This is a genomic window from Spirillospora sp. CA-108201 (assembly GCF_050936235.1).
In the GTDB taxonomy this organism is placed as follows: domain Bacteria; phylum Actinomycetota; class Actinomycetes; order Streptosporangiales; family Streptosporangiaceae; genus Spirillospora.
Genome location: NZ_JBNJNE010000001.1, coordinates 9,409,738 through 9,436,436 on the forward strand (window position 1 = coordinate 9,409,738; position 26,699 = coordinate 9,436,436).

A 26,699-nucleotide genomic window follows, 5' to 3' on the forward strand; every position below is an offset into this window, starting at 1 on the left:
AAGGGTGGTGAAAGGGCACGCCGAAGGCGCGGGCATGCCGGATGACGTCGCGTTGCGCGCGGACGATGGCGCGCTGCGCGCGTGGAGGATGAAACGGAAAAGGGAAGTGGAGGAGGCGGGCCTCGCGCCCGCCCCGGCCTCACTCGGAGGCCGGGAACCTCACTCGCTCGTGGCCCATGGCCGACCCGGCAGTCACGAAATGCACATTACCGGCGCTCATTGCGCCATCGCAAGATCAGATCCCCTCGCGGTGGGCGACGGCGGCGGCCTGGGTGCGGCTGGAGACGTTCAGCTTGCCGAGGATGTTCGACACGTGCACGCTCGCCGTCTTGGGGGAGATGAACAGCGCCGCCGCGATCTCCCGGTTGTTGCGGCCCTCGGCGACGAGCTTCAGCACCTCCCGCTCCCGCCCGGTGAGGGAGGCGAGCGGACCGGACGGCCCGCTCCGCGGCGCCGCGCCCGCGCGGCCGGTCCCGAGCCGGGCGCGGGCGCCGAGGTCGCGCAGCGCGGCCAGCAGCGGCCGGGCGCCGAGCCGCTCGGCGGACCGCACGGCCGCCCGCCACTGCTCGGCGGCCTCGTCCCGGTCGCCGTTCTCGGCCAGCGCCTCCGCCAGCCGCCACCGCGACCGCGCCACCTCGTAGACGAACCCGCCGTCGGCGTCGCCGTAGGTGAACAGCTCGGCCGTCCGGCGCCACAGCTCCACGTCGTGGACGCCGTCCAGGCGGCGGCGCTCGGCCTCGGCGCGGGCCAGCCAGCCCTGCCCCTCCCAGCCGAGCCAGGCGCGCGGCTCCCCGTCGACGTTGACCGCGACGACGCTGCGCGCGATCCGCAGGAGCGCGTCGCCGGTCTCCCGCGCCGCCCGCAGCGCCTCCTCGTCCCCGGCCGCGCGGGCGCGGGCCGCCCGGTCGGCCTCCGCCCACAGCCCGGTCGCCGCGATGCGGATGGCCCCGACCGTCTGGATGTAGACGGTGTCGACGACGTCGCGGATGTGCTCGGCCGCCGTGTCCGGGTCGCCGTGCCACAGCGCGTGCTCGGCGGCGAGTCCGCGGGCGAGATAGTTGACGAAGCCGTCCTGCCCCCACAGCGGAGTGATCCAGCGCAGCCGCTCCTCGACCGTCGGGGCGCCCTGCGCGACCTCCAGGAACAGGGCGTACGCCGACACCTGGCCCTCGGGCGCGCGGCCGACCTGCACCGCGAACTCGTCGGCGAGCCGGCCCGCCTCCGCCCAGTTCCCCGACGTGTAGTGGACGAGGTAGCGCAGCGACCGCAGCACGATGCCGAACGTGCTCCACACGATCCCGTTGTCGACGGCGAACTTCACGCCCGCGTCGGCGGCGCGGGCCGCGCCCGCGAGGTCGCCGCGGTCGAACTTCGTCCGGGCGTGGTGGAAGGCGGCGCGCATCGCGATCATGGAGCTGTCGCCGGCCGCCGCGGCCAGCTCGTGGGCGCGGGCGAACACCTCCGCGACGCCGGTGTCGGCCTCCCGCGACTCGCGGTACAGGCCGAGCGTGACCAGCAGGCTGGCCTCGGCGCCGGTGGCGCCCGCCTCGCGCGCCGTCTCGATGGCGCGCTCGGCGTACCCGGGCATCTCCCCGGCCGCGTCCCGGTACATCAGCGTCCGGGCGTAGGTGGCGAGCGCGTCGGCGCGCTCCACGGTCGGCGGGTCGGCCGGCAGCATCGCCACCGCCTCCCGCGCCACCGCCTGCGACTCGGCGTCCTCGTCGATGTCGCCGAGGTAGCCGGCCAGGTGCTCGCGCAGCAGGCAGCCGAGCCGCACGTCGGCGGGATCGGCCGCGGCCAGCACCCGGCGCAGCCGGTGCACGGCCCGCCGCAGCTCGCCGGCCCGCGCGGACGCCTGGGCCGCCGCCAGCGACAGCCGGATCCGGTCCGTCCCGGCGGCGGCCTCCGGGTCGGCGACGGCGTCCCACAGCTCCAGCGCCCGGTCGTAGTGCTCGTACGCCTCGGCGGGCGCGGCGAGGCGGTCGGCCTCCCGGCCCGCCCGGACCGACGCGGCGAACGCGGCGGGCAGGTCGTGCGCGGCGAGGCTGTGGTGCGCCAGCTCGGCCGCCGACCCGCGCGTGCCGTCGGGGAGGCCGGCGAGGAGCCGGGCGAAGTCGGCGTGCAGCCGGGTCCGCTCGCCGGGCAGCAGATCGGCGTAGACGGCCTCGCGCAGCAGCGCGTGCCGGAACGTGTACCCGGCGCCGGACGGGACGAGCAGCTGGTGCGACACCACCTCGCGCAGCGCCTCGCCGACCGTCGCCTCGTCGAGCCCCGCCACGACCCGGACGAGCTCGTCGTCGACGCGGCGCCCCGCCACGGCCGCGACCCGCACCACGCGCTGGCCCGGGTCCGACAGCCGCTCGATCCGCGACAGCAGCAGGTCGGCGAGCGCGGACGGCAGCCCGGCCGCGCCGTCGTCGCGGGCGTCCAGGCCCGAGGAGTACAGCTCGGCGGCGTAGAAGGGGTTGCCCTCCGACCGGCGGTGCACCCGCTCGACGGTCCGCGCCGTGACCGGGGCGGACCCGCGCGCCAGCTCGGCGAGGTACCGGGCCGTCTCGCCCCGCCCGAACGGGCGGACCTCGACGCCCGTCACGTTCGGCAGCCGCAGCAGCTCCGCGACCACGGGCCGCAGCGGGTGCCGCCGGTGCAGGTCGTCGGACCGGTACGTCCCGACGAGGCAGACCCGCTCGCGCTGCAGGACGCGGCTGAGGAACGTCAGCAGGTGCCGCGTCGACCGGTCGGCCCAGTGCAGGTCCTCCAGGACGAGCAGCACGGGCCGCGCGTCGCCGAGTTCCCCGAGAAGGCCGAGCACCGCGCCGAACAGCTGCTGCTGGCCGAGCTCGGATCCCGCGGCGGGGCCGCCCTCGCCGTCGGGCAGCAGGCGCGCGAGCGCGGGCCGGGCGTCGAGCGCGGCGCGGACCTCGCCGGCCTCCGGCGCGTCGGTGTGCGCGGCGGCCCACAGGGCGTCGGTGAGCGGCAGGTAGGGCATGCTCTCGCCCAGCTCGGCGCACTGCCCGACGAGCACTGCGCAGCCGCGGTCGAGGGCGGCGGCGGTGAGCGCGGACACCAGGTGCGTCTTGCCGACCCCGGCGTCCCCGCTGACCAGCACGACGCCCGCGCCGCCCGCGGCGGCGCGGTCCAGCGCGGCGGTCAGCGCCGCGAGCTCCCCCGCCCTGCCGATCAGCACGAACTGCCCTTTCTGGTCATCCCGATCGAGTATTCCATCCGGGGGGACGTGGACGGGCCCCGGACCGGGAGGGTCCGGGGCCCGCGGGCGGGTGTGGTCAGCTGACGAGGGCGGGGGTCTTGCCGGGCTCGTGCTCCGCCCCGTCCTCCTCCGGCTCCGGCTCCGGGACGGGCAGCACCTTCAGGTACGCGCGCAGCGTCTCGGCGGCGATCCGCTCCAGGGAGTAGCGGGAGCGGGCGCGGTCCCCGGCGGCGATCGAGTAGCCGTGCAGGGTGGTGTCCTCCGACAGCAGCTGCCGGATCGCCCGCCCGATCACGACCGGCCGGCCCGCCGGGACGTGGATGCCGGTGATGTGGTCCAGAACCTCGTCGGCGTTGCCGCCGACCGGGGTCGCCGCCACGGGGACGCCGCAGGCCATGGCCTCCAGCGGCGCCGTCGGGGACGGCTGGTGCGGGGCCAGGCAGAGCGCGAGGCTCGCGGTGCGCAGCAGCTTCGGCATGGTCTTGCGGGGCAGCCGCCCGAGGAAGACGACCCGGTCGGCGACGTGCAGCTCCTTGGCCAGCAGCCGCAGCCGGTGGACGGCCGAGTCGTTCTCCAGCTCCTCGCGCTCCGGGCCGCCGGCGAGGGCCAGCTCGGCGTCGGGGACGTGCACCAGGGCGCGCAGCGCGGTCTCGGCGTCGGCGCCGAGGTCCTCGCTGACCAGCACCATGCGGGGGCGGTCGCCGTGCGGCATCGCCGGGCCGACCTGTGCGAAGTGCTCGGAGTCCACGCTGTAGGGGACGACCGAGACCGACGGGCGCGGGACGCCCGTCCGCACGACCGCGGTGGCCTCCTCGGCATGCCCGGCGATCACCAGGTCGGCGTCCCGCCCGATGGCCTTCTCCAGGCGGTCGCGGTGGGGGTGGACCTGGCGTCCGGCCTGCCGCTCGACGGCGGCCACGCCGTGGTAGCTCTGCACGAAGGGGATGCCGAGCTCGCGGGCGACGGCGCAGGCGGCCAGGCCGCCGATCCAGCCGTGCGCGTGCACGATGTCGGGGCGCGCCGAGCCGGACCAGCGGCGGCGCAGGCCGTCGGCGAAGTCGCGAAGGTGCTGGAGCAGCTCGTCGTCCGACAGCGGGCGCGGGGGCCCGGCGTCCAGGTTCACCTGGGCGGCGCCCGGCGCGAGCCGGACGCGACCGCGGGCGGACCTGTCCTGGCGGCGCGTGTAGACCGTGACCTGGTTCGGCTCACCGTCGGCGACCAGCGGACGGGTGAGGGAACGAGCGAGATCCCGGACGTGGACTGACTGCAGGTGCTCGCCGTCAAGGTCGGAGGCGGACACCAGAGCAATGTGAAGCGGGCGATGCATGACGGATCCTCCGGGACTACACAGGGGAAGCTCGGAGGTATCTGCGTCGTAGACACCTGCTCGGTCAGTTTCCTATCCCTCCCCCCTCTCCGTCAAACCTGGCGAAACGGAATACCCACCCCGGGGTCGCTCCGCGGGGCGGCTCACCTGCGGCGATGATTTTCGGACGGGAGGCGCACCGCCTCGGTCCGGGGCGCGCCGCACCGCTCGGCTAGGTTCGACCCATGAAACCCGGTGATGTCGTCGACGATTTCGAGCTCCCGGACGAGACGGGCGAACCGCGCACCCTGACCGGCCTGCTGGCCGAGGGCCCGGTGGTCCTGTTCTTCTACCCGGCGGCCATGACCCCCGGCTGCACGGCCGAGGCCTGCCACTTCCGCGACGTGGTCGCCGAGCTCGCCGAGGCGGGCGCCCGCGCGGTGGGGGTCAGCGCCGACCCGGTCGGCAAGCAGAAGGAGTTCGCCGACAGGCACTCGCTCGGCTACCCGCTGCTGTCCGACCCGTCCGGCGAGGTCCGCGCGCGTTTCGGGGTCAAGCGCTCCGTGGCCCTCATGCCGACCAGGCGCCAAACCTTCGTCATCGACACCGACCGCCGCGTCCTGGCGGTGGTCAAGAGCGAGGTCCGCATGAACACCCATGCGGACAAGGCGCTGGAGGCCCTCAGGGCCCGCCGCGGCTGACCCGGCCGCCCGGTCGGCCGACGATCGGCAGCGTGATCGAGGACGGGTGGCCGGGGGCGTGGAAGATCTCCTGGTCGGCGGTGAGCATCTCGGTGGCGGTGCCGATGGGGTCGCCGGTTCCGGAGTTGCGGGCCACGCGGGGGTAGGCGCCGCTGGAGACCTGCACGCGGACGCGGTGCCCCCGGCGGAAGCGGTGGCCGAGCGGCCAGAGCTCGACGGCGACGCGGCGGACGCCGTCCTCCCCGGGCTCCGGGGTGCCGGGGACGAGGCGGCGCATGCCCTCGCACAGGTTGAGCGACTCGCCCTCGGGGGTGACGTCGCAGAGCCGCACCACGAAGTCGGTGTGCTCGCGGTTCGAGCGGACGTGCAGGTCGGCGGTGACCGGGCCGATGAGCTCCATGTCCTCGTCCAGGACGCCCGAGGTGTAGGTCAGCACGTCCCGGCGGCGCTCCAGGCGCTTCTGGTCGGTGGACGGGTGCGTCTCGCCGAGCAGGGTGGGCCCGCCGAGGAACGGCGTGGGGTGGTTCGGGTCGTAGCGGTAGCCGTCGGGATCGGACTCCGGCGGCCCGTCGGGTGACAGGGCGCCCGCCGGGTGCAGGTGCCAGCGCTCCTCGCGCATGCCGGGGACGGGCCAGTCGGGGAACTCGCGCCACTCGTCGGCGCCGGTGATGAAGAGCCGGACGGGCTGCGCGCGCAGGCCGGACGGGTCGTCCAGCAGGTGGGCGCGGAACCACGCGATCGCGTCCGCGACCGAGCCGCGCATCATGCGCTGGTCGGCGTGGAACCAGGGGCCGATCGTCAGGTAGGGGCGCCGCCCGGCGGCGCGCAGGGCCGCGTAGTCCTTCATCTGCCAGGGCAGGAAGATGTCGTACCAGCCGCCGGTCATGTTCACCGGGGCGGTGACCTGCGACACGGTGGTGCTGAAGTCGCGCTTGTCCCAGAAGGGGGTGTCGGGGCCGTTGACGAGCAGGTCCTGGAAGAAGCGCTGCTGCTCGCCGGTCGCGAGCCGGTCCAGTTCGGCCAGCGGGCGCCCCGACAGGGTGGCGCGGCGGGCGCGGCGCGGCGACATGATGCCGGTCGTGATGCCCGACAGGGAGCTCTTCATCCGCGCGGTCAGGTCGACCCAGATGAGCGCCGACTCCAGCGCGAAGGTGCCGCCGACGTTGACGGCGTCCCGGAAGGTGGACGCCGTGACCTGCATCGACAGCGCCTTCAGCTCGGGTCCGGCCTCCGCGGCGACGGCCCACTGGACGTAGCCGAGGTAGCTCGGGCCGTGCATGGCGAACGTTCCGCCGAACCAGGGCTGCGACGTCAGCCACTCGATGGTGGCCAGGCCGTCCTCCCGCTCGTCCAGCGCCTCGAAGACGCCGCCGGACCCGAAGCCGCCGCGCACGCTCTGCACGACGGCCTGGAAGCCGTGCGAGGCGAACCCCTGCCCGCACATGAGGCCGAACGGCCCGCGCCGCCCGTAGGGCGAGCGGACCAGCACCGTCGGCGCCTTCTCGACGCCGGCGGGCGAGTACCGGTCGGCCAGCAGCGTCACGCCGTCGGCGGCCGGCACCTCCAGGTCGCGCTCGACCGTCACCCGGTGGGGGCCGTTCCGCAGTCCCAGCGCCGTGACCCCGAGCCGGCGCATCATTCCCACGCTCACCACTTGATCGATCGTAACCGGCAGGTCGCCGGGCCTTGGAGCCAGATGTGCCGTGATGTGCCTCGCAGTGCCCCGGGACTTCACTACGATCGGGGACTCGTACCACGCAAAACGGAAATATCGCTGGCGGCGTCGTGCGCCCCCGGACCGAGGAGGAGTCTTCCCCGTCATGGCTGACCTGGGCGATCTGAGCTGGCATCGGGTGGTGGGCGCCGCCGCCGTACTGGTGGTCGCGGTCGGGATCGCGGTGATCCTGCGGCTGCTGACCGGCCGGCTGTTCCGGCGGGCGGGCGACACCCGGTGGGCGTGGGACGACCTGGCCGCCCGCCTGGTCAAGGACCTGGCGGTGCCCGTCTCGGTGCTGCTCGGCCTGTGGGGCGCGGCCCGGACCCTGGACCTGCCCCGGGGAACGCTCGCCGTGACCGCGGAGGCGCTCACGGCCGCCGCCATCCTCGTCGTCTCGCTGGCGCTGGCCCGCCTGATCGCGGGCTCGGTCACCTCGATCGCGATGGTCCGGCAGGGCGTCGCGGCCAACGTGACGATCTTCGCCAACATCACCCGGGTCCTGGTGATCGGCGTCGGCGTCCTGGTGATGCTGCAGAGCCTCGGGATCTCGATCTCGCCGCTGCTCGGCGCCCTGGGCGTGGGCGGTCTCGCGGTGGCGCTCGCCCTCCAGGACACGCTGGCCAACCTCTTCGCGGGCGTGCACGTCCTGGCGTCCAAGACGATCGAGCCCGGCGACTACATCAAGCTGAGCAGCGGCCAGGAGGGGTATGTCGTCGACATCAACTGGCGCAACACCTCCATACGGACGCTGTCGGACAACATCGAGGTCATCCCGAACCAGCGGTTCTCCGACACGATCCTCACCAACTACCACCGCCCCGCGGAGGACATGTCGCTGCTCATCCAGGCCCGCGTGGCCTACGAGAGCGACCTGGAGCACGTCGAGAGCGTGGTCGTGGAGGTCGGCCAGGAGGTCATGAACGAGGTCCAGGGCGGGGTGAAGGACACCGAGACGCTGGTGCGCTTCCACACCTTCGGCGACTCCTCGATCGGCTTCACCGTGATCCTGCGGACCGACGAGTTCGGCGACCAGTTCCGCCTGAAGCACGAGTTCGTCAAGCGGCTGCACCGCCGCTTCGCCAAGGAGCACATCGAGATGCCCTACCCCCGCCGCCAGCTCATCCTGCCCGACGGCGAGGGCGCGCACGGCCTGCTCAGCGAATGAACCGGACGTCGGGGTGGCGGGGCGAGGGGCGGTCGAGGACCGGGCGGTGCCGCCCGAGCAGCGCCCGGTCGAAGAACGCGGCGACGTAGGCCCGCACCGACGCCGTCATCCGTTCCGGGTCGACCGTCCCGATGAGGGCGGCGCGGTCCTCGGCGGGGATGTCGAGCTCGCCGTCCAGCGCCGGCAGCATGGCCTGGACGTCGGTGTAGGAGTAGTGGCTCGCGGCGGGCACGTTCAGGTCGCGCTTCCAGCCGGTCGAGCGGTTCCAGAACGATCCCCAGGACGGGCTCGTCAGGTGCGTCTGCGGCGAGCCGCCCGAAGCGGCTCCCATCAGCATGAACGCGCGGTCGAGGCCGGTCTCGGCTACCCGCACGTAGTCGTTCTCCGCGTACTGCAGGGTGCCGTCCATGTCGATGCCCGCGCCCACCCGCCGGTCGGTGCGCATGGCCTCGGCCGCCTCGATGCCGCCCGCGGAGTGCCCGACCATGCCCACACGGGAAAGATCCAGGGCCCGGCCGAGGCCGGCCGGCAGGGCCCGCCCCTCGGCGTCGGGGTTGCGGCCGGCCCGCAGGGCGGCGAGCCGGTCGAGGACGAGGCGGGCGTCCTTCACCCGCGCGTCCAGCCCGATCTTCAGCCGCTGCGGCCCCTGCGGCGGGAGGCGCTGGAGCTCGACCCGCCCGCCCGGGAACTCGACCGGGGCCGTCTCGTAGGTGTGGTCCACGGTCACCACCACGTACCCGCGGCTGGCCAGCTCCTCGGCGATCGTGGTGCCCAGCGCGCGCGGGACGCCGAATCCGGGGGAGTAGAGGACGACGGGCCGCGCGCGCCGCGCGTCCGCGGGGGCGCCCTCGGCGGCGTGGGTCCGGGCCCCCGCCCAGTCGACCGTCCCGGCCTTGAACACGCCGAGCGCGTCGACCTCAGAGAGCGCCTTCGCGACCCCGGGACGCAGATACGGGGCCCTCGGCCCGAAGTCCCGGGCGGCCGGATACCAGACGCTGACCATCAGCTCGCGGGTCCGGCCGGGCACCCACGGGTCGGCGCGCCCGGCGTCCTCAAGGTGCAGTTCGGTCGTCCCGACGGCCTGGTGCGGGCCCGTGGGGCGGGGGAGGGCGAACGCGGCGGGCGCGGTGGCGCCGGTCTTCGCCGCGCGGGCGGTGGCGCCGCACGCGGACAGCGCGAGGGGCAGGACGGCGGCGGCCGCGAGCAGGCGGAGGGACACAGGTGATCGCATCCCCTCAGCCTTCCGGCCGCGGACCCCTCCCGATCATGGTCGAACGGCCGCCGCGCACCCCGACCTTCGTCAGGGGCGCACGATCGGCATGAGGATCTCGTCGACGATCGAGGCCAGGCCGTCGTCGGTGATCGGGCCGCCCTCGGTGAGGTTGCGGTACACGATCACGGCCGGGCCCACGTTCGCGATCTGCCGGGTCGCGGTCTCCGGCCGGATCTCCCCGCGCGCGGCGGCCTCGCGGAGCGCCTCGTAGAGCAGGTCGCGGACGGGCTGGGACAGCCGGGCGCGCACCACGTCGTGGACGAGGCCGGCGCCCTCCTCGCCCTCCTCCCTCAGCACCCGGAACGCCGCGTCGCGGCAGGCGAGCAGCGTGTCGCGCAGGTGCCGCAGGATCCCCAGCATGTCCTCGCGCACCGACCCGGTCCCCGGCGCGGTCGGCGGCTCGGGAAGGACGTGCTTGAGCGCGTCGCTGATCAGCTCGTTCTTGGAGCGCCAGCGCCGGTAGAGGGCGGCCTTGCCGGTGCGGGCCGCGGCGGCGACGCCCTCCATCGTCAGCCCGGGGTAGCCGACCGCCTCCAGTTGGGCGAACACGGCGTCGAAGATCGCGGCCTCCAGGTCCCCGCCGCGGCGGCGGGTCGCCGGGGGCGCGGTGTGGGCGGAGGCCCCCGCGCCGGCGGGGGCACCGGAGTTCGCACGGGTCACGGCACGATCCCGAAAATAGTGAACGCCAGCGTTCTCTTAAGTGCGCATCGGTGGTACGTTCCCCACATAGTGTACTTCGCCGTTCCTTATTTGTGGAAAGGTTCGCCTTGACCGCATCCAGCGGGCGGACGGCCGCACCCCGGGAGTCGACACCTCCCGGACCGGCCGCGCCGCCCCTCCATCATCGTGCAGGAACCGTCCTCGCCGTCATCGTCGGCTGCCAGCTCATGGTCGGCCTGGACACCTCCGTCGTCACCATCGCGCTCCCGGACGTCCGGGCGGGCCTCGGCCTGAGCACCGGAGACCTCGCCTGGATCCAGAACTCCTACATGCTCGCATTCGGCGGCCTGCTCCTGCTCGGCGGGCGCGCCGGGGACGTGTTCGGGCGCCGCCGCGCCTTCACCGCCGGGATCGTGCTGTTCACCGCGGCGTCCCTGGCCGGCGGGTTCGCCGACGCGGGCTGGTGGCTGCTGGCCGCCCGTGCCGCCCAGGGCGTCGCCGCCGCCGTCGCCGCGCCGAGCGCGATGGCCCTGATCGCCACGAACTTCGAGGGCGCCGCCCGGATCCGCGCGCTGAGCGTCTTCTCCGCCGTGGCGGGCGCGGGCGCCGCCGTCGGCATGATCGTCGGCGGGGTGCTGACCGAGGCCGGGTCGTGGCGGTGGGTGTTCTTCGTCAACGTCCCGGTCGGCCTGGTCCTGGCGCTGGCCGCGCCGCGCGTCCTCGTCGAGACCGAGCGCCGCCCCGGCCGGTTCGACGTCCTCGGCGCCGCCGTCTCCACGGCCGGCATGACGGCCCTCGTCTACGCGCTGATCAGGGTCGGGTCGGACGGCTGGGACGACGGCCGCGCGGTCGCGGCGTTCGGGGCGGCGGCCGCGCTGCTCGCCGCCTTCGTGGCCGTCGAGGCCCGCGCCCGCCGCCCGCTCATGCCGCTGTGGCTGCTGACCGGACGCGACCGGGCCGCGTCCTACCTGACGCAGCTGTGCCTGGCGGCCGCCCTGTTCGGCGCGTTCTTCTTCCTGACCCAGTACCTGCAGCAGGTGCTCGGCTACGGGCCGCTGCGCGCCGGCGCCGCGTTCCTGCCCATGGTGGGCATGCAGTTCGCCGTCGTGCGGGCCGCGCCGCGGCTGATGGCGCGCGTCGGCGCCCGCCCCCTGGTCGTCGCCGGGGCGGTCCTGCTCGGCGCCGGGCTGCTGTGGCTGTCGCGGCTCTCCGCCGGGGACGGCTACGCCGAGGCGCTGCTGGCGCCGTTCGTCCTGATGGGCGCGGGCGGCGGCCTGTCGATCCTGCCGCTGAACGCGACGATCCTCGGCAGCGTCGAGCCGGAGCAGTCCGGCGCGGCGGCCGGAATCGCGCAGACCATGCTGTGGTCGGGCGGGTCCCTCGGCTCGGCCGTCATGGTGACGGCCTACGGGTCCGCCGCGTCCGGCCGCGGGCTCGCGGACACCGTCCACGGCATGGACGCGGCGTTCGCGACCGGCGTGGCGTTCGCCGCGGCCGCGCTGCTGGTGGCGCTGCTGGTGCTGCGCGTCCGGCGCTGAGCGCTCAGGCGGGCGGGGGAGCGACCTCCTCGAACCACGCGAGCAGTTCGGTGTCGCCGACCAGCCGCGCCGTGTCGGCGGCCGACGGCGTCCCCGCCCGCGGGTCGGCCCCCGCCTCCAGCAGCACCCGCACGACCTCGGTCTCCCGCTTGAACACCGCGCCCGTGAGAGGGCGGTGGCCGCGGTCGTCCGCGCGGTCCGGGTCGGCGCCGCGCAGCGTGAGCGCCCGGACGGTCTCCGGATGCCCGTGGCAGGCCGCGTGCATCAGCAGGGTCTCGCCCCTGTGGTCGGACAGGTTCACCGGCACCCCGTCGTTGACGTGGGAGAGGATGCCACGGGTGTCGCCGGCCCGGGCCATCTCGAACAGCCGGGCCGCGAGTTCGTCCGAGCCGGGCCGGGGGCCGTCCTCCAGCGGGACCTCGCTGTCGGCGGTGAGGAGCCCGCCCAGGCTGTCCTCCCCATAGGCCAGGCGCTTCTCCAGCGCGACCAGCGCCCCGTCCTCGGGGAACGAGGCGAACCGGACGTCGTCGGCCAGCGCCCTCATGATCATCAGGCCGCGCCCCTGCTCCGCGGCCGGGTCGGGGGGCGGGACGCGCGCCGCGTCGAAGCCCGTGCCCGAGTCGACCACTTTGATCACGCAGCGCCGGTCCTGGATCATCGCGCGCACGGTGTAGTCCGCCCCGTGCTCGGCGTGCTTGATCACATTGGTGCAGGCCTCGGTCAGCATCATCTCGATGTCGTCGCGGATGTGGTCCTCCACGCCGAGCGCGGCCAGTGCCGCGTCCAGGAGCTTGCGCGTCGCCGGAACGCTCGCCACGTCCCGCGGAAGCACGAGGTCCATGGTGATTTCCACATCATCTCCGTCCGTCCTCATGAATCGTGCCCAATCGGTCACGCTGAAACATGGGGCCGGGCGGGGTCAGCGCGGCGCGGCGGGCCTCGGCGCGTAGTCGTCCACGTACTCCTGGCCCGACAGCTCCTGGATGGCCTCCATGATCTCGTCGGTGACCTGCCGGGCCGCCCGGCCGCGCGGGACGCCCTTGTCCCGGTCCCGGAAGTCCATCGGCGCGCCGATGCGCAGCCCGATCCGTCCCGGCTTCGGGACGGCCTGGCCCAGGGGCTGCACCCTGTCGGTGCCCTCGATCGCCACCGGGACGACGGGCGCCCCGGTCCGCATCGCCAGGCGCGCCACCCCCGTCCGGCCGCGGTAGAGGCGCCCGTCCGGCGACCGCGTGCCCTCGGGGTGGATCGCGAACACGTCGCCCCTCTCCAGCACCGCCGCCGAGGTGTCGATCGCGTCCAGCGCCGCCCGCCCCCCGGACCGGTCGACCGCGATCGCGCCGACGCTGCGGAAGAACGTCGCCGTGGCCCGCCCCCTCATCCCCGCCCCGGTGAAGTACTCGTGCTTGCCGAGGAAGTGGACCCGGCGCGGCACCATCAGCGGCAGCACGAACGAGTCGAGGAACGCCAGGTGGTTCGCCGCGAGGATCACCGGCCCGATCCGCGGGACGTGCCGCAGGCCGCTCACGCGCGGCAGGAAGGCCAGGCGCATCACGGGTCCCATGACCACGTGCTTCATGAGGGGATAGATCAGGCGTTCGGGGTCCATGTCCGAGCAGGTTATGGGGCGCGCGGCCTCCGCCGCCGCTGGTGCCCGGTACAAGTTCGACCTCCGGGATCTTGTAGGAGTCCGCACTTGCCTCTCAGGCGCCCGCCGCGGCCGCCCTCTTCTGCCGGATCACCTTCCGGACCGCCGGCGCCGCCGGACCCGACCGCGCCGTCAGCTCCGCGATCCGCCGCCGGTGCCGCCGCCGGTCCCGCCCCGGCAGGACGCTCTTCAGCTCGCCCGCCGCCGCCAGCGCCACCGCAGCCGCGTCGTAGCTGTTCACATGGGCGGCGGGACGTCCCCGCAGCGCCGAGGACGCCCCGCCCCACAGCTCCTTCACCACCCGCGGGTCCTTCACGTCCACCTCCCGGCGGGGGAACAGCCCGAGCGCCCGGCGCGAGCGGACCCGGATCCATCCGCCGCTCACCAGCTCGTCGCGGACCGCCGCCACGATCGGCCGGGCGTCCTTGCGCACCCAGTGCCGCCACGACCGCGTCCGCGACGCCGCGATCTGCCCCAGCACCCCGTACGGGTCGTCGCCCGGCGTCCCCGGGACGGGCCCGCGCCGCTCCTCGCCGAGCCGCCCGTCCAGGTACAGCTCGGTCAGGGCCGCGGCGCGCAGCACGTAGCCGAGCCGCGCGCCGCCGCTGGTCATCCGCCGCCTCCGCAGGTCGTACGCCAGCAGGTACATCCGTGCCGGCAGCGACTCCGGTACCTCGATCATCGCTGGTCCTCGCCCCCGCCCTCCGGCGGGCTCGCCTCGTCCTCGCCGCCGCGGGCCCTGCGCGGCCGCCCGGGCCCCCGCATCCGTCCCGCCGAGCCCGGCATCCGCCCCGCGTCCGCGAGCGCCTTGCGCAGCAGGAACTCGATCTGCGCGTTGGTGCTGCGCAGCTCGTCCGCGGCCCACCGCGCCAGCGCGTCGTGCACGGCCGGGTCCAGCCGCAGCAGGATCTTCTTGCGTTCCGCCACTGGTCGCGGCGGTCACTGGTAGAGCGAGCCGGTGTTGAGCACCGGCTGGGCGTCGCGGTCGGCGCACAGCACCACGAGCAGGTTGCTGACCATCGCCGCCTTGCGCTCCTCGTCCAGGTCGACCACGTTCTCCTCGTCCAGCCGGTCGAGCGCGAGCTGCACCATGCCGACCGCGCCCTCCACGATCCGCTGCCGCGCCGCCACCACCGCGCCCGCCTGCTGGCGGCGCAGCATCGCCTGCGCGATCTCCGGCGCGTACGCCAGCCCGGTGATCCGCGACTCGACGATCCGCACGCCGGCCGACGCCACCCGCTGCGCCAGCTCGTCCGACAGCTGCCCGGTGATCTCGTCGGCGTTGTCGCGCAGCGACGTCCGGTCGTGGGCGTCGTAGGGGAAGCTGCCCGCGATGTGCCGGACGGCCGCCTCGGTCTGGAACGCCACGAACTCCACGAAGTCGTCCACCTCGAACACGGCCCGCGCGGTGTCGGCCACCTGCCACACCACCACGGCCGAGATCTCGATCGGGTTCCCGTCCAGGTCGTTGACCTTCGCCAGCCCGGTCTCGTGGTTGCGGATCCGCGTCGAGACCTTGCGCCGCTCCGTCAGCGGGTTCACCCACCGCAGCCCGTCGTCGCGGACCGTCCCCTTGTACCGCCCGAGAAGCTGGAGCACCCGCGCCTCGCCGGGCGCGACCGGCGTCAGCCCCGCCGAGACGACCAGCCCGGCGAGCGCCAGCAGCGACCCGGCGGCCACGCCCACCGCGATCGCCGCGACCCCTCCCGCCGCGATCCCGCCGAGCGCGGCCGCGGCCCCGGCCACGACCAGCGCCACCGCGATCCCGAGCATCCCCCACCCGCCCCGGTCCGCCGCCGCCCGCTCCGTGATCTTCGGCCGTGGCATGTCCATCCTCGCCGCCGCGTCCACCATCCCGCCCTCCCTCTCCGGTGTTATCACCGATATGGCAAAGTGATATCACATTTATTCTGGACAGACCACCGCGATCTCCCCGGAAACGCCGTGGTCCCGCCCGGGAGTCCGGGCGGGACCACGGTGGTCAGCGGGCGGGGACGAGGTCCGGCTCCTCGGCGTCGGGGATGAGTTTGGGGACGTTGCGGAGGGTGACCAGGGCGAAGACCGCGACGAGGGCGGCGAGGCCGGCGCTGCAGGTGAGGGCGGCGTGCATGCCGTCCACGAAGGCCTCGCGGGCGGCGGCGGAGACCTCGGCGCCGAGCGTCCCGGGGAGGTTCGCGGCGGCCTGGAGCGCGCCGCCGAGGGAGTCGCGGGCGGCGGACGCGGCCGGGGCCGGGACGCCGGCGGGCAGGTCCAGGACGCCCCGGTACACCGCGTTCAGCACGCTGCCGAGGACGGCCATGCCGAGCGCGCCGCCGAGCTCGGTGGCCGTCTCGGAGATCGCGGACGCGGCGCCCGAGCGGTCCTTCGGGACCGACGCGAGGACCGTGTCGGCGGTGACCGTCATCGCCAGGCCCATCCCGATGCCGGACACCAGCATCGCCGGGACCATCGCCCAGTAGGAGGTGTGCAGGCCGATCGTCATGAAGAGGGCGAAGCCGCCCGCCGCGAGCACCATGCCCACCGCGACGACGCGGGCGCGGCCGAGCGCGTTGATCAGCGGCGGGGCGAGCGCGGCGCCGCCGATCATGGCGCCCGCGGCGCCGGGCAGGCCCGCCAGGCCCGCCCGCAGCGGCGACCAGCCGAGCGCGAGCTGGAAGAACAGCGAGAAGATCAGCGACTGGGCGACCAGGGTGAACATCGCGAACATGTTGGTGCCGACCGCGCCGGAGAACGCGGCCCGGCGGAACAGCCGGATGTCGATGAGCGGCTCGGCCACCCGCCCCTGCCGGACGAGGAACGCCACCAGCGAGAGCACGCCGACCAGCGCCGAGACGAGCACCGCGGGCTCGTCCGCGCCGTGTGCCGCGCCCTCCTTGATCGCGTACACGACGCCGAGGACGCCGGCGACCGACAGCGGCACGCTGAGCAGGTCGAGGCGGCCCGGGACGGGGTTGCGGGACTCGGGCAGCACCAGCGCGCCGGCGACGAACGCGACCGCCATCAGCGGCACGTTGATCAGGAAGACGGAGCCCCACCAGAAGTGGTCGAGCAGGGCGCCGCCGACGACGGGCCCGAGCCCGACCGCGAGCCCGGCGATGCCGCTGAACGCGCCGACCGCCATCGTGCGCTCCTTCGGCTCGGGGAACGCGCGCCGCAGCAGCGACAGGCACGACGGCATCAGCGTCGCCCCCGCGACCCCGAGCAGCGCGCGGGCCGCGATCAGCAGTTCGGCACTCGGCGCGTAGGCCGTCACGGCGGACGCCGCCGCGAACACCGCCGTCCCGATCAGCAGCAGCTTCTTGTGGCCGATGCGGTCGCCGACGCCGCCCATGGTGATCAGCAGGCCGGCGAGCGCGAAACCGTAGGCGTCGGCGATCCACAGGATCTGCGTGCCGGACGGGTGCAGGTCGGCGGACAGGTGCGGGACGGCCTGGTTCAGCGCGGTCAGGTCGATGTTCGGCACGAGCGCGACGAGCAGGCAGATCGCGAAGGTGCTCCACTTGCGGGCTGAGGAGTTCATGCCCGGGAGGTTCGCGCGGCGCGCTGACCGTCCGCGCACCGTCCGCTGACGGCGCCGCCGGGGGACGGTCAGCCGCCGGTGAGCAGGGCGAACGCCCGGTCGCGGGGGAGGGCCGCGGCCCGGGCGAAGGCGGCCTCGCGGGCGCCGTCGTCCAGCAGGTCCCGCACCCGGGCGAGGACGCGCTCGGTGTCGGGGTCGCCCGACACCGTGACGCCCCGCAGCGCCCGGCTCGCGCCGAGCAGCCGCGCCGCGCGCTCCCCGTCGCCCTCCCGGGCGGCCAGGCCCGCCATCGCGGTCGCCGCGTCCGCCTGGTAGCCGAAGATCGGGTGGTCGAACGACATGTCCAGCGCCTCGCGCAGCAGCGCCCGGGCCCGGCCGGCGTCGCCCTCGTCCGCCGCGAGCCACCCCAGCCCGACCAGCGCCGCGCCCCGCACGGCGGCGGCGATGAACCGCTCGGAGGTGTAGCCGGTCAGCGCCGCCTCGTACAGGGCCCGCGCCCCGGCGGCGTCCCCGCGCAGCCGCGCGACCGTGCCGAGGCCCTGGCAGCCCCCTGCGATCTTGTCGGGGGTGCCGGCCCGGCGCGCCAGCTCGGCGCCGCGCTCGTAGTCCGCCCGCGCCGCGTCCAGGTCGCCGGCGCGGATGTGGACGAGCGCGCGCTGGTAGAGCAGGTCGGCGGTGTCCTCCAGCGCGCCGAGCTCGCCGACCAGCTCCAGCGCCTCGTCCAGCAGCGCGCGGGCCCGCTCCCGGTCGCCGCGCCAGTCGGCGACCTGCGCGAGCGGATCGAGGGAGTTGGCCGTGCCCCAGCGGTCCCCGCACGCCCGGAAACCGCGCACCGCCTCCTCGCACGCCTTCTCCGCCTCGTCCAGGTCGCCGCCGAACTGGGCGAGGAACCCCTCGCTCATCCGCAGCAGCGCGCGCGTCCACGGGTTGTCCCCGACCTGCCGCTGGAAGACCTCCAGGTCGGTGCGCTCGGGGCCCGCCGTCAGCGCCCACAGCACGATCACGGCCGGGTACCGGACGGGACGGTCGATGCGGCGCAGCAGCTCGGCGGCCCGGTCGAGGCACGCCACCGCGCGCTCGCCGGTGGCCCCGCCCGACACCGCGTTCGTGACGCACAGGACGTACTCCTCGTCGAGCCCCTCCGGCGGGTCGGCGCCGACCGCGTCCAGCAGGTCCGACGCCAGCGCGGCGCCCTCGACACGCCCCCGCAGCCACCAGTACCACGACAGCGGCGCGATCATCCGCAGCGCCAGCGCCGGGTCGGGCCGCACGCTCCGCCGCAGCGCCGCGTGCAGGTTGCCGTGGTCGGCGGCGAGCAGTTCGAGCCACTCCAGCTGCTCGGCGCCCCGCAGATGGGGGTCCGCGCGCCGCGCCAGCTCGGCGAAGTACCTCGCGTGGGCCCGTTCGAACCGTTCCACCTCGCCGGCCCCGGCGAGCCGCTCGGCGCAGAACGCGCGGACGGTGTCGAGCATCCGGTACCGGGACCCGTCGGTCTGCACCAGCGACTTGTCGGTCAGCTCCACCAGCAGCTCGTCGGCGTCGTCCAGCCCGCACACGCCCATCGCCGCCTCCAGCGTGAGGCCCCCGGCGAACACCGTCAGCCGCCGCGCGAGGGTCTGCTCCGCCTCGTCCAGCAGGTCCCAGCTCCACTCCACGACCGCCCGGAGCGTCTGGTGGCGCGGCGGCGCCGTGCGGTTGCCGCGCGACAGCAGCCGGAACCGGTCGTCCAGCCGCGTCGCGACCTCCGCCACCGGCAGCGACCTGAGGCGCGCCGCCGCCAGCTCGATCGCCAGCGGCAGCCCGTCCAGCGCCCGGCAGATCCGCAGCACCGCCCCGGCGTTGCCCCCGTCCACCGCGAACCCGGGGCGCACCGCCGCCGCCCGATCCAGGAACAGCCGCACCGCCGGGTACCGGTCCAGCTCGCCGACCGCCGCGTCCGGGGGCGGGAGCTCCAGCGGCGGCAACGGCCGCAACGCCTCACCCGTGATCGCGAGGGCCTCCCGGCTGGTCGCCAGCACCCGCAGCTCGGGGCAGGCGCTCAGCAGCCGGTGCGTCAGCTCCGCGACGGCCGCGACCACGTGCTCGCAGTTGTCCAGGACGAGCAGCACCCGCCGCCCCTCCAGCGCCGTGACCAGCCGCTCCACCGGATCCGGCGGCTGCTCGCCGTGGCCCGGCAGCATCCCGCCCTCGCGCAGCCCGAGCGCCCCGAGCAGCGCCTTGCCCACCTCGGCGGGGACGACGGGCGCCAGGTCGACGAAGCAGACCTCGCCGCCGTCCCGTCCCGCCGCCTCGATCGCCAGCCGCGTCTTGCCCGCCCCGCCCGGCCCGAGCAGCGTGACGAGCCGCCCGCCGGCGAGCATCCGGCCGACGCGGCGCAGCTCCTCCTCCCGCCCGATGAAGCTCGTGAGCTGCGCCGGCAGGTTCGCCCGGACGGCCGCCGGCGCCTCCCCGCGCAGGATCGCCAGGTGGACGTCGGCCAGCTCCCGCGACGGGTCTGCGCCGAGCTCCTCGGCCAGGATCTCGCGCCCGGCCTCGAACACCGCGAGCGCCTCGGCCTGCCGCCCGCCGCGGTGCAGCGCACGCATGAGCAGCGCCCGCGCGCGCTCCCGCAGCGGCTGCGCCTCCACCAGGTCCCGCAGCGCCGCGACCGCGGCCCCGGGGTCCTCCGCGAGCATCGCCTCGCCGTATCCCTCGACGGCGCAGGCCCGCTCCTCCTCCAGCCGCGCCGCCTGCCCCGCCGCGAAGGGCGCGCCCACATCGGCCAGCGCGGGCCCCCGCCACAGCCCGAGCGCCTCCCGGAGCAGCCCGGCCGCCTCGTGGCGCCCTGCGGCCCCGGCGTCCGCCACGAGCCGCTGGAACCGGTGGACGTCGACGTCCTCCCGCTTCACCGCGATCCGGTACCCGGCGGGCGTCCCCTCGACCAGCCCCGGATCGCCCAGCCCCCGCCGCAGCCGCGACACCTGCGACTGCAGCGCGTTGGCCGCCCCGCTCGGCGGCTCCTCCCCGTACAGCCCGTCGATGAGCCGCTCGGCCGGGACGAGCCGCCCCGCGTCCAGCAGGAGCATCGCCAGCAGAGCCCGCACCAGCGGCCCGCCCACCGGGACGACCGCCCCGTCCGCCCGGACCTCGACGGGTCCCAAGATGCCGAACAGCATGGCCCGATTCTCCCGCACTACGGTGGTTCCACCGACCTCTGGAGGGACGCCATGACCGAGATCCAGATCGTCACCGACTTCCTCGCCGCCCTGGAGGCCCTGGACGTCGACCGGGCCCTCGCCCACGCCGCCCCCGGCATGGTCTACCAGAACGTCCCTCTTCCTCCCGCGCGCGGCCTGCCCGCCGTGGAGAGGACCCTGCGCGCCATGACCCGCTACGGCACGGGCTTCGAGGCCCGCGTCCACAACATCGCCGCCACCGGCCCCGTCGTCCTCACCGAGCGCACCGACGTCCTGGAGAGGGGCTCCTGGCGCGCCGAGTTCTGGGTCTGCGGCACCTTCGAGGTCCACGACGACAAGATCACCCTCTGGCGCGACTACTTCGACTGGACCACCTTCCTCGCCGCCTCCGCCAAGGGCCTGCTGACCGCGGCGCTGTCCACCGCGCGAAAGAAGTGATCCCCGGGGCGGCGTGCCCCGGGGATCGGCGTCAGACCGGACGGCTCGTCACCGGTCGGTCGAGGTGGGTGCGGTGTCCGCGGTGTCCGCGGAGCCCGCGCAGGACGGGTAGTCCTGGAAGACCTTGCGCGCCTCGTCGGGCGCGCAGGACTGGAAGACGTCGGCGGAGACGTCCACCTTCCAGGCCGTCGAGACCGGCAGCGCCGTGACGTCCAGGTTCCGGAGTGAGTCCCTCATGCTGGCGGAGTACTCCAGGTCGCTCTGGGACTCGTCGATCGGCACGAGGACGAGGAACGGACCCTTGGGGCCGTCCTCGAACGCGGCGACGACCTTGCCCGGACGGGTCGAGACGTCGGAGGACTCGGAGGGCGAGGCCTCCGGCTGGCTGGTGGACGGCGAAGCGGACGGCTCCGTGGTCGTGGTGCTGCTCGCGCCCGTGACGGAGGGCGAGGGCTGGGTGTTGGCGGACGTCGAGGACGACGGCCGTGCTTCGTTCGAGTCGTCCGAGGAACCGACGGCGCATCCGGCCGCGACGGCCAGGACGACCGCCAGCGATCCGAGAACCTTGGCAACGGCGGACCCCGAAACGGGGAAGGTAACGAACATTGTTTGTATGCCAGCTGACAGGTCCGACGCGGCGCCGGACACGAGTATGTCGCTGGACCTCCGTGAAGAACTGTCCGGACTCCGGCCGCGCTGACCACCACCGGGTCGCCCCCCGATCGTTTTGCCGAGCGGGGCGGGTTCCGGCACGGTAGAGCCAAGCACCCGTGGTGAAGCACGGGTCTCACACAAACCGGTCGGCGTCCGTGCAGCACGGACGCCCCAAGACAAACTGGGAATCACCGTGAGGAAACCTGTCATGTACGTGCTGTTCGCGATCGCGATCGGCGCCCTCGCCGGCATGATCGTCGGAGGGCTCGTCGAGAGCCTGAACCACACCGCGCACCTCGCCGGGACGAGCCTCCGCAACGGCGGCGTCCCTGCCGGGGCCAACGGGTCCGACGTGATGGCCGACATCATCGGCGCCGGTTTCCCCGACCACTTCATCACCGGCGCCGTCGGCGGCCTCCTCGGCTTCGCCGTGTCCAGCGTCCGCGGCGCCTACCGCGCCGCCTTCGACGCCGCCAAGGACAACTGCGGGCCCGTCATCGCCGGCGGTATCGTCCTCGCCGTCGTCGTCTGCACCGGCATCGTCCCGGTCGGCGGCGTCGGTCTCATCACCGCCATCAGCGGCTTCGTCGCCGGCACCGGCGTAGGCGCCATCGTCGCCGACGCCTGAACCACCCCGGGGGCCTGGCGACGCCAGGCCCCCGCACCGTTCCACCCGACATGCCCGGCCCATCTGTTCGGTGTCGGCCCCGCGGGAGGATTGGCCACCTCACAACCCGCAGACGAGCCCGCGCCAGCGCAGCTCACATGCGAAAGCGCGGTGGGGGCACGGCGAGACGGGCCCAGCCCCTTTCGCCCTGTCGGGGGAACCGCCGCGGCGAGCGCCGTGACGATCGGGAAGCCCCGGCCGCCGTGGCCGCCGTGGCCGCCCCAATGTTCTTCAGAGATGCCCAGGGTGTCGAGCGTCAGCTCCACCGCGGCGGACGCGGGAACCGCTCCGTCTGGCATCCCCGCACCAGACCCGCACAAGCCGCGACCTACTTGCCGAGCGTGCCGGGACCGGCACGGTAGAGCCCAACGCCCGTGCTGGAGCACGGGGTCTCACACAAACAGGCCGGCGCTCGTGAAGCACGAGCGCCCATACAAACCGGGAATCTTCATGAAGCGATTCATCATCTACGGGCTGCTCGCGATCTGGATCGGCGGCCTCGCCGGCATGATCGGCGGATCGGGCATCGAGGACCCGGGCCACACCATGGACCTCGCCGAGCTGTTCTACCGCAACGTCGACGTCCTGGCCGGGTTCACCGACTTCGACATAGTCGGCATCGGTGCCTCCGACCATTTCGTGGCCGGCGCTGCCGGTGGCTTCGTCGGATTCGTCGGCTTTCGCCTCCGCGGGGTCTACGCCGCCGCCTACGGTGATGCCGCCGCAAGGGACAACTGCGGTCGCGCCGTCGGCAGCGGTATCGTCTTCGCCGTCGTCCTCTCCTTCGCGGTCATCGTCACGACCGGGGACCTCGGTTTCATCACCGTCGCCGGCGCCTTCGCCGCCGCCATCGGCGGCTGTGCCGTCGGCGCCGCCGTCGGCGCCGCCGTCGGCGCCGTCTAGCCGACGTCCGAACCACCCGCGGGGGCCTGTCCAGAGCCAGGCCCCCGCACCGTCCCGCCAACGTGCCCGGCCACCGGCCACTGATCGACGAAAACCGGCGTCGACCACCACCCGCCAACGCGCCCGCCCCGCAGCGCGCGAGGGAATGCGCGACGCGAAGTCGGCGATTGGGGTCGGCCGCCGCGCCCCGCGCCTTCTCGGCGACCGTGTTGAGCCGGTCGCGGCCGGCGGCTTCCCTGGGCGAGCGCGCCCTGGTAGTCGTACAGGGGCCCGATCCGCTCCCGGTGCTGTCTCTCGCTGCTCACCACGCCCCGCGCCGACTCGTTCAATTCGCCGCACGCGATGCCGGAGTCGCCTCCCCGCGCACGCAGGTGGGACGCGAAGCGCCCGAGGCCGGTTGACCGTTCAACGGAGGGGTGCGGCAGCCGCCCGACCGGCGATCCACGGAACGGCGGCTCGCCTGCACGCCAAGCCCTCTACACCCCCTCACCATGGGCGACGAAGCGGTGGGCGGCGTTCATGCTGCAGGACACCGCCCGAACCCTCGCCCGGTGACCGGGTTCTACCGGGGAGCCGGTCACCCGGATTCGGTGGTGCGCCGAGCCAGGGGCCGAAACCCCGTTCCATCTGAATGGCGGACGCGAGAACCGTTCCGTCCGGCATCCCCGGGCCCAGCCCCTCACAAGCCTCGCGACCTACTTGCCGAGCGTGCCGGGACCGGCACGGTAGAGCCCAACACCCGTGCTGAAGCAGGACGGGTTCCACGCAAAGCAGGCCGGTGCTCGCGGTGAAACGCGAGCGCCTCTACACAACGGGAATCACCATGAGGATTTTCGCTATACGCGGTCTCGGCCGCGACCTCGTACGCGGACTGATCGCGATCGCGCTCGGCGGTGTCGTCGGCGTGATCTTCGACGCCGTCGCCGGGGTGCTGATGCAGGCCGTGAGCGGCGCCGGAGCGGAAGCGCTCTCCGAGGCCCCGCACCCCGCGGCCCTCGGTGGCTTCATCGGCGGCTTCGTCGGCTTCGTCCTTGCCGTCGTCGTCGGTCTCATCGGCGTGTCCAGGCCCGGAAGGGCCGTCGCCGCCGTCGTCGTCACCGTCGCCTTCACCGTGGTCGTCGTCCTGGCCCTCGGCATCGCCGTCGGCCTCATCGGCACCGTCCCGGTGAGCGCCGCAGTTCCCGTCATCGCCGCGGTCGGCACCGTCTTCGGCATCATCGTCGGCGCCCTCCTCGCCGACTGACCGCAACACCCTGGGGGCCTGGCGAAGCCAGGCCCCCGCACCGTCGAAGGCCGCTAGCCGGCACCCGGCCGCCGACCATCGGCTGGACGCGGTGGATCAGGGCTTCAGACGGGCCCAGACCCATTTCCCTCCCGTCGGGTCGGGGGAGTAGCCGCACTCGGTGGCGAGGGCCGTGACGATCGGAAGGCCTCGGCCGCCGTTGTCGTCCCAGTGCTCTTCGGAGACGTCCAGGGTGTCGAGCGTCAGTTCCGCCGGTGGACGAGGCTGCGGGCCGGCCGCGCCGGCGTCCCAGACGGCGATGAGAACGCCGGCGACGTCCCGGCTGCATTGGTAGCGGATCTCCTCGCCAGGCGTGGCCGCCACGGCGCTGGTGATCAATTCCGAGGCGATCAGGAACGCGTCGTCCGAGATATGCGCACACTCCCATTTCTGGAGCCGCGCCCTCGTCAGCGTCCGCGCCAGCCCCGGCGCGGCCTTCGACGCCAACATGGAGAGCAACAGGCAGTCCGGCGTGGTCATCGCCTATCACCTGATCCTTCCTGGAGATTCACGGTTCGTGTCTCCAGGATCACGATCAGTGACTAGAGTGGGTTGTATTAGCAAACATCTCAACCCTGGGAGATGTCGATGAGCGCCGCCGACGAGATCGATCCCGCGTCCTCGCTCTATGCATGGCTCGCCTATGACCTGCGCTTCTACCGTCAGAAGCATGGGCTGACCGGTACCCAGGTCGGAAAGATCATTAGCTGTGTTCGATCGCATGTTGCGAACATCGAAGCGGGGCGGGCATGTATCGACCTGGACCAGGCGAAGACCCTCGATGAGGAGTGGCAGACGGGGGGCCACTTTCAGCGGCTGCTCTCGTTCGCCCGGTCGCTTCACAATCCGGACTGGTTCCGTCAAAGCGTCGAGTACGAGGCGAAGGCTAATGTTCTCCGCATCTACCACGGGCAGAGCATCCCGGTCCCATTCCAGACCGAGGGCTACGCCCGTGCCGTCCTCTCGTTGGGGCGCGCCGCTGACATCGAAAAGGCTCTCGAAGCGCGTCTTGCGCGGCAAGAGGTGATCATTAACCAGGCGGAGCCGCCCTTGATCTTGGTACTGCTCGATGACGACGCACTCGACCGTCAGGTCGGGGGGCCTCACATCATGAAGGAGCAGCATCAGCGGCTGCTGGACCTGTCCGAGCGTTCGAACGTGATCGTTCGTGTCATTCCCAGAGGGGCAGGGTGGCACATCGGTCTGACTGGTCCGTTCCAAATCATGAGTCTTGAGAACAAGGACGTCGCGTACATCGGTGCGTTCCGTGGCGGGAGACTGGTCCAGGACCCTGCTGAAGTGCGGGAGATGGCAGTAGATTTCGAAGTGATCGGGGCAAAAGCGTTACCGGAGGACGCGTCCCGCGCCCTGATCGCGAGGCTCATGGAAGGACTGGCATGACGATTGCCTGGCGTAAGAGCTCCTACAGCGGCACTTCTACCGACGAGATGTGCATCGAACTGGCTGAGCTGCCCGGATGCATCGGAATCAGGGACTCCAAGGACCCCGATGGGGGACGGCTGGCGGTGAGCGGTGACGCGTTCGGGGGCCTGCTTCGGCGGATCAAGGAAGGGGCACTCGACCGGGCCTGACAGAGACGGGGCGGGCCGGTCCTGGGGCGGGGGCGCTCCCGGAACCGGCCGCCTCGGCGGGGCTCTGCGCGGACGCGCCCGGCCGGCGTGGTGGTGGCGCGCGTCGCCGGAGGCGCCGCCTTGCGATCGGGGGAAAGTCGGTGCGCCGCCGGGCCCGGACGATGTTCGTCCGGGCCCTGCGGCTGCGTGGGGGTTAGCGGGCGAAGACTTCCAGCGTCCACTTTCCGGCTGGTTGCACGCCCTTCATCTGCTTCGTCAGCGCGGCGGCGTCGGTCCCGTGCACCTGGCCCGCCTGCGCCGGTAGCACGGTGATCTCGATCCCGCGCGTCCCGCGCCCGGCGTCCAGGTCCCGGACGATGCCCGTGGACTCGGCGCGCTCACAGTCGAAGACCTTGGCGCGCCCGCCGAGCCGGACGACCGCCGTCGCCGCGCCGTCCACGCATGTGATCCGCATCCGCGTCGACTTCCCCGGCTTGAGCGGCACCGTCCGGGAGCGGCCGTCGGCAGTCCCGGTCACCTTCGTCAGCCGCTTCAGGCCGGCCACCGGAAGCTGCTTCGACTGCTCGGGCGGACGCGTCATCACGTTGCAGGACTCGGAGGTGCACCGGCCGCTGTAGACCCGGACGCTCCAGTCACCCGGCACCGGCCCGTGACTTTCCAGATACCGGTCGATGTCGGCCATCGAACTCCACGTGTTCGAGTTCTGTTCGCTGTCCTTCAGCGGGACGGCCACGACCTCGAAGGTGATCGGCACGCCCGGCGTGACATTGAAGACCGAGGTGGCGTTGTCGTCAGGCCCGCCCTTGTCGCAGCCGCCGCCGTCGAAGGCGCCGCGCGCCCCCTTCTTGTAGACCATGAAGTCGCCCGAGCACCGGATGGCGGTGCCGAGGGACGGCCCGGTCGGCGTGACGGTGAACCGCCCCTTGGCCCGGAGCTTCGAGAACCGCACCTCCTTCAGCGGCTGCATGCCGTCCCGCCCCGCGGACTTCGGGAAGTCCGGGTCGACAGTGCCCGTCATCACTGGTGGCGCTGCCAGCGCGTCCCGGCCGGGGGAGTCCCCCTCCCTCCCCTGGACGACCCCGATCGCCGTCACCGCCATCAGCAACACGCCGAAGGCCGCCGCGGCGGCGCGCAGCCGGTTGCCGCGCCGGACCCGGTGGCGGACGCCGTCCAGCAGGTACGGGGACGGAACGCCGCGCGCGCTCTCGGCCTCCATGACCTCGGTCAGGTCCTTCAACTCGTGTGCCATCG

24 protein-coding genes are annotated in these 26,699 nt (G+C 73.8%); 9 read left to right on the top strand and 15 right to left on the bottom strand.

The genetic code is table 11. The features are described from left to right. Window positions 1-235: 235 nt before the first annotated feature. Window positions 236-3,187 carry a helix-turn-helix transcriptional regulator gene (locus ACQEU6_RS44830; RefSeq protein ID WP_499339892.1) on the bottom strand — a complete coding sequence of 984 codons (2,952 nt, stop codon included), beginning with the start codon at window positions 3,185-3,187 and terminating at the stop codon, window positions 236-238. Window positions 3,188-3,284: 97 nt separating this feature from the next. Next, window positions 3,285-4,535: a glycosyltransferase gene (locus ACQEU6_RS44835; protein WP_499339893.1), complete on the bottom strand. Its 1,251-nt coding sequence runs from the start codon at window positions 4,533-4,535 to the stop codon at window positions 3,285-3,287. Between the two features lie 224 nt (window positions 4,536-4,759). Here ACQEU6_RS44835 and ACQEU6_RS44840 point away from each other — a divergent pair, with 224 nt between their 5' ends. Further along, window positions 4,760-5,215, top strand: a complete 456-nt coding sequence (locus ACQEU6_RS44840; protein WP_499339894.1) for a peroxiredoxin — start codon at window positions 4,760-4,762, stop codon at window positions 5,213-5,215. Here the strand turns inward: ACQEU6_RS44840 and ACQEU6_RS44845 are convergent. After that, window positions 5,196-6,869 (bottom strand): CocE/NonD family hydrolase, encoded by a 1,674-nt coding sequence (locus ACQEU6_RS44845; RefSeq protein ID WP_499339895.1) that lies wholly within the window; start codon window positions 6,867-6,869, stop codon window positions 5,196-5,198. The two genes, ACQEU6_RS44840 and ACQEU6_RS44845, sit on opposite strands and share 20 nt — an antisense overlap. Before the next feature lie 166 nt (window positions 6,870-7,035). Between ACQEU6_RS44845 and ACQEU6_RS44850 the strand changes: the two genes are divergently transcribed. Beyond that, window positions 7,036-8,097, top strand: a complete 1,062-nt coding sequence (locus ACQEU6_RS44850; RefSeq protein WP_499339896.1) for a mechanosensitive ion channel family protein — start codon at window positions 7,036-7,038, stop codon at window positions 8,095-8,097. Here ACQEU6_RS44850 and ACQEU6_RS44855 read toward each other — a convergent pair. Together ACQEU6_RS44855 and ACQEU6_RS44860 are read right to left on the bottom strand one after the other, a co-directional pair. After that, window positions 8,087-9,328 carry an alpha/beta hydrolase family protein gene (locus ACQEU6_RS44855; RefSeq protein WP_499339897.1) on the bottom strand — a complete coding sequence of 414 codons (1,242 nt, stop codon included), beginning with the start codon at window positions 9,326-9,328 and terminating at the stop codon, window positions 8,087-8,089. The two genes, ACQEU6_RS44850 and ACQEU6_RS44855, sit on opposite strands and share 11 nt — an antisense overlap. Window positions 9,329-9,397: 69 nt before the next feature. Next, window positions 9,398-10,030, bottom strand: coding sequence for a TetR-like C-terminal domain-containing protein (locus ACQEU6_RS44860; protein ID WP_499339898.1), 633 nt, complete (start codon window positions 10,028-10,030; stop codon window positions 9,398-9,400). Between the two features lie 107 nt (window positions 10,031-10,137). On the opposite strand from ACQEU6_RS44860, the gene ACQEU6_RS44865 reads away from it, so the two are divergent. Then, window positions 10,138-11,568 carry an MFS transporter gene (locus tag ACQEU6_RS44865; RefSeq protein ID WP_499339899.1) on the top strand — a complete coding sequence of 477 codons (1,431 nt, stop codon included), beginning with the start codon at window positions 10,138-10,140 and terminating at the stop codon, window positions 11,566-11,568. Between the two features lie 4 nt (window positions 11,569-11,572). Here the strand turns inward: ACQEU6_RS44865 and ACQEU6_RS44870 are convergent, their stop codons facing one another. The 7 genes from ACQEU6_RS44870 to ACQEU6_RS44900 form a co-directional block, all read right to left on the bottom strand. Continuing rightward, complete coding sequence (locus ACQEU6_RS44870) at window positions 11,573-12,421, bottom strand: ATP-binding protein (protein WP_499339900.1); 849 nt, start codon at window positions 12,419-12,421, stop codon at window positions 11,573-11,575. Window positions 12,422-12,487: 66 nt separating this feature from the next. Further along, complete coding sequence (locus tag ACQEU6_RS44875; protein ID WP_499339901.1) at window positions 12,488-13,177, bottom strand: lysophospholipid acyltransferase family protein; 690 nt, start codon at window positions 13,175-13,177, stop codon at window positions 12,488-12,490. Window positions 13,178-13,271: 94 nt separating this feature from the next. After that, window positions 13,272-13,898: a GOLPH3/VPS74 family protein gene (locus ACQEU6_RS44880; protein ID WP_499339902.1), complete on the bottom strand. Its 627-nt coding sequence runs from the start codon at window positions 13,896-13,898 to the stop codon at window positions 13,272-13,274. Next, the gene (locus ACQEU6_RS44885) at window positions 13,895-14,143 is read right to left on the bottom strand and encodes a type II toxin-antitoxin system antitoxin (protein ID WP_499339903.1); all 249 of its coding nucleotides are present in this window, start codon (window positions 14,141-14,143) and stop codon (window positions 13,895-13,897) included. The genes ACQEU6_RS44880 and ACQEU6_RS44885 overlap by 4 nt, the downstream gene beginning before the upstream one ends. Before the next feature lie 12 nt (window positions 14,144-14,155). Further along, complete coding sequence (locus ACQEU6_RS44890) at window positions 14,156-15,043, bottom strand: SPFH domain-containing protein (protein ID WP_499339904.1); 888 nt, start codon at window positions 15,041-15,043, stop codon at window positions 14,156-14,158. A gap of 154 nt (window positions 15,044-15,197) precedes the next feature. Next, complete coding sequence (locus ACQEU6_RS44895; RefSeq protein ID WP_499339905.1) at window positions 15,198-16,736, bottom strand: MFS transporter; 1,539 nt, start codon at window positions 16,734-16,736, stop codon at window positions 15,198-15,200. Window positions 16,737-16,804: 68 nt separating this feature from the next. After that, window positions 16,805-19,891, bottom strand: a complete 3,087-nt coding sequence (locus ACQEU6_RS44900) for an AfsR/SARP family transcriptional regulator (RefSeq protein WP_499339906.1) — start codon at window positions 19,889-19,891, stop codon at window positions 16,805-16,807. Window positions 19,892-19,942: 51 nt separating this feature from the next. On the opposite strand from ACQEU6_RS44900, the gene ACQEU6_RS44905 reads away from it, so the two are divergent. Beyond that, window positions 19,943-20,350 carry a limonene-1,2-epoxide hydrolase family protein gene (locus tag ACQEU6_RS44905; RefSeq protein ID WP_499339907.1) on the top strand — a complete coding sequence of 136 codons (408 nt, stop codon included), beginning with the start codon at window positions 19,943-19,945 and terminating at the stop codon, window positions 20,348-20,350. A 48-nt stretch (window positions 20,351-20,398) separates the two neighbouring features. Here ACQEU6_RS44905 and ACQEU6_RS44910 read toward each other — a convergent pair whose 3' ends face one another. Beyond that, on the bottom strand, window positions 20,399-20,956 hold the full coding sequence (locus ACQEU6_RS44910; protein ID WP_499339908.1) for a hypothetical protein: 558 nt from the start codon (window positions 20,954-20,956) through the stop codon (window positions 20,399-20,401). 241 nt (window positions 20,957-21,197) lie between these two features. Here ACQEU6_RS44910 and ACQEU6_RS44915 point away from each other — a divergent pair, with 241 nt between their 5' ends. The 3 genes from ACQEU6_RS44915 to ACQEU6_RS44925 all read left to right on the top strand — a co-directional run bounded on the left by ACQEU6_RS44915 (window position 21,198) and on the right by ACQEU6_RS44925 (window position 23,817). Beyond that, window positions 21,198-21,632 (top strand): hypothetical protein, encoded by a 435-nt coding sequence (locus ACQEU6_RS44915; protein ID WP_499339909.1) that lies wholly within the window; start codon window positions 21,198-21,200, stop codon window positions 21,630-21,632. A gap of 453 nt (window positions 21,633-22,085) precedes the next feature. Further along, window positions 22,086-22,574 (top strand): hypothetical protein, encoded by a 489-nt coding sequence (locus tag ACQEU6_RS44920; protein ID WP_499339910.1) that lies wholly within the window; start codon window positions 22,086-22,088, stop codon window positions 22,572-22,574. An 823-nt stretch (window positions 22,575-23,397) separates the two neighbouring features. Further along, window positions 23,398-23,817, top strand: a complete 420-nt coding sequence (locus tag ACQEU6_RS44925) for a hypothetical protein (protein ID WP_499339911.1) — start codon at window positions 23,398-23,400, stop codon at window positions 23,815-23,817. Window positions 23,818-23,913: 96 nt separating this feature from the next. On the opposite strand, the gene ACQEU6_RS44930 is transcribed toward ACQEU6_RS44925, so the two are convergent. Further along, the gene (locus ACQEU6_RS44930; protein WP_499339912.1) at window positions 23,914-24,336 is read right to left on the bottom strand and encodes an ATP-binding protein; all 423 of its coding nucleotides are present in this window, start codon (window positions 24,334-24,336) and stop codon (window positions 23,914-23,916) included. A 108-nt stretch (window positions 24,337-24,444) separates the two neighbouring features. Between ACQEU6_RS44930 and ACQEU6_RS44935 the strand changes: the two genes are divergently transcribed. Together ACQEU6_RS44935 and ACQEU6_RS44940 are read left to right on the top strand one after the other, a co-directional pair. Continuing rightward, entirely contained in the window at window positions 24,445-25,257 is an 813-nt protein-coding gene (locus ACQEU6_RS44935; protein WP_499339913.1) for a helix-turn-helix domain-containing protein, read from the top strand. After that, window positions 25,254-25,448: a DUF397 domain-containing protein gene (locus ACQEU6_RS44940; protein WP_499339914.1), complete on the top strand. Its 195-nt coding sequence runs from the start codon at window positions 25,254-25,256 to the stop codon at window positions 25,446-25,448. The genes ACQEU6_RS44935 and ACQEU6_RS44940 overlap by 4 nt, the downstream gene beginning before the upstream one ends. Window positions 25,449-25,641: 193 nt before the next feature. On the opposite strand, the gene ACQEU6_RS44945 is transcribed toward ACQEU6_RS44940, so the two are convergent. Next, entirely contained in the window at window positions 25,642-26,697 is a 1,056-nt protein-coding gene (locus tag ACQEU6_RS44945) for a hypothetical protein (protein ID WP_499339915.1), read from the bottom strand. Between the last annotated feature and the right edge of the window lie 2 nt (window positions 26,698-26,699).

What these genes read in the sequence shown, in the direction of transcription:
- ACQEU6_RS44835 (WP_499339893.1), bottom strand. Translation starts at nt 4,535, where the DNA reads ATGCATCGCCCGCTTCACATTGCTCTGGTGTCCGCCTCCGACCTTGAC.
- ACQEU6_RS44840 (WP_499339894.1), top strand. Translation starts at nt 4,760, where the DNA reads ATGAAACCCGGTGATGTCGTCGACGATTTCGAGCTCCCGGACGAGACG.
- ACQEU6_RS44850 (WP_499339896.1), top strand. Translation starts at nt 7,036, where the DNA reads ATGGCTGACCTGGGCGATCTGAGCTGGCATCGGGTGGTGGGCGCCGCC.
- ACQEU6_RS44855 (WP_499339897.1), bottom strand. Translation starts at nt 9,328, where the DNA reads ATGCGATCACCTGTGTCCCTCCGCCTGCTCGCGGCCGCCGCCGTCCTG.
- ACQEU6_RS44875 (WP_499339901.1), bottom strand. Translation starts at nt 13,177, where the DNA reads ATGGACCCCGAACGCCTGATCTATCCCCTCATGAAGCACGTGGTCATG.
- ACQEU6_RS44880 (WP_499339902.1), bottom strand. Translation starts at nt 13,898, where the DNA reads ATGATCGAGGTACCGGAGTCGCTGCCGGCACGGATGTACCTGCTGGCG.
- ACQEU6_RS44890 (WP_499339904.1), bottom strand. Translation starts at nt 15,043, where the DNA reads ATGCCACGGCCGAAGATCACGGAGCGGGCGGCGGCGGACCGGGGCGGG.
- ACQEU6_RS44895 (WP_499339905.1), bottom strand. Translation starts at nt 16,736, where the DNA reads ATGAACTCCTCAGCCCGCAAGTGGAGCACCTTCGCGATCTGCCTGCTC.
- ACQEU6_RS44900 (WP_499339906.1), bottom strand. Translation starts at nt 19,891, where the DNA reads ATGCTGTTCGGCATCTTGGGACCCGTCGAGGTCCGGGCGGACGGGGCG.
- ACQEU6_RS44905 (WP_499339907.1), top strand. Translation starts at nt 19,943, where the DNA reads ATGACCGAGATCCAGATCGTCACCGACTTCCTCGCCGCCCTGGAGGCC.
- ACQEU6_RS44910 (WP_499339908.1), bottom strand. Translation starts at nt 20,956, where the DNA reads ATGTTCGTTACCTTCCCCGTTTCGGGGTCCGCCGTTGCCAAGGTTCTC.
- ACQEU6_RS44925 (WP_499339911.1), top strand. Translation starts at nt 23,398, where the DNA reads ATGAGGATTTTCGCTATACGCGGTCTCGGCCGCGACCTCGTACGCGGA.
- ACQEU6_RS44930 (WP_499339912.1), bottom strand. Translation starts at nt 24,336, where the DNA reads ATGACCACGCCGGACTGCCTGTTGCTCTCCATGTTGGCGTCGAAGGCC.
- ACQEU6_RS44935 (WP_499339913.1), top strand. Translation starts at nt 24,445, where the DNA reads ATGAGCGCCGCCGACGAGATCGATCCCGCGTCCTCGCTCTATGCATGG.
- ACQEU6_RS44940 (WP_499339914.1), top strand. Translation starts at nt 25,254, where the DNA reads ATGACGATTGCCTGGCGTAAGAGCTCCTACAGCGGCACTTCTACCGAC.
- ACQEU6_RS44945 (WP_499339915.1), bottom strand. Translation starts at nt 26,697, where the DNA reads ATGGCACACGAGTTGAAGGACCTGACCGAGGTCATGGAGGCCGAGAGC.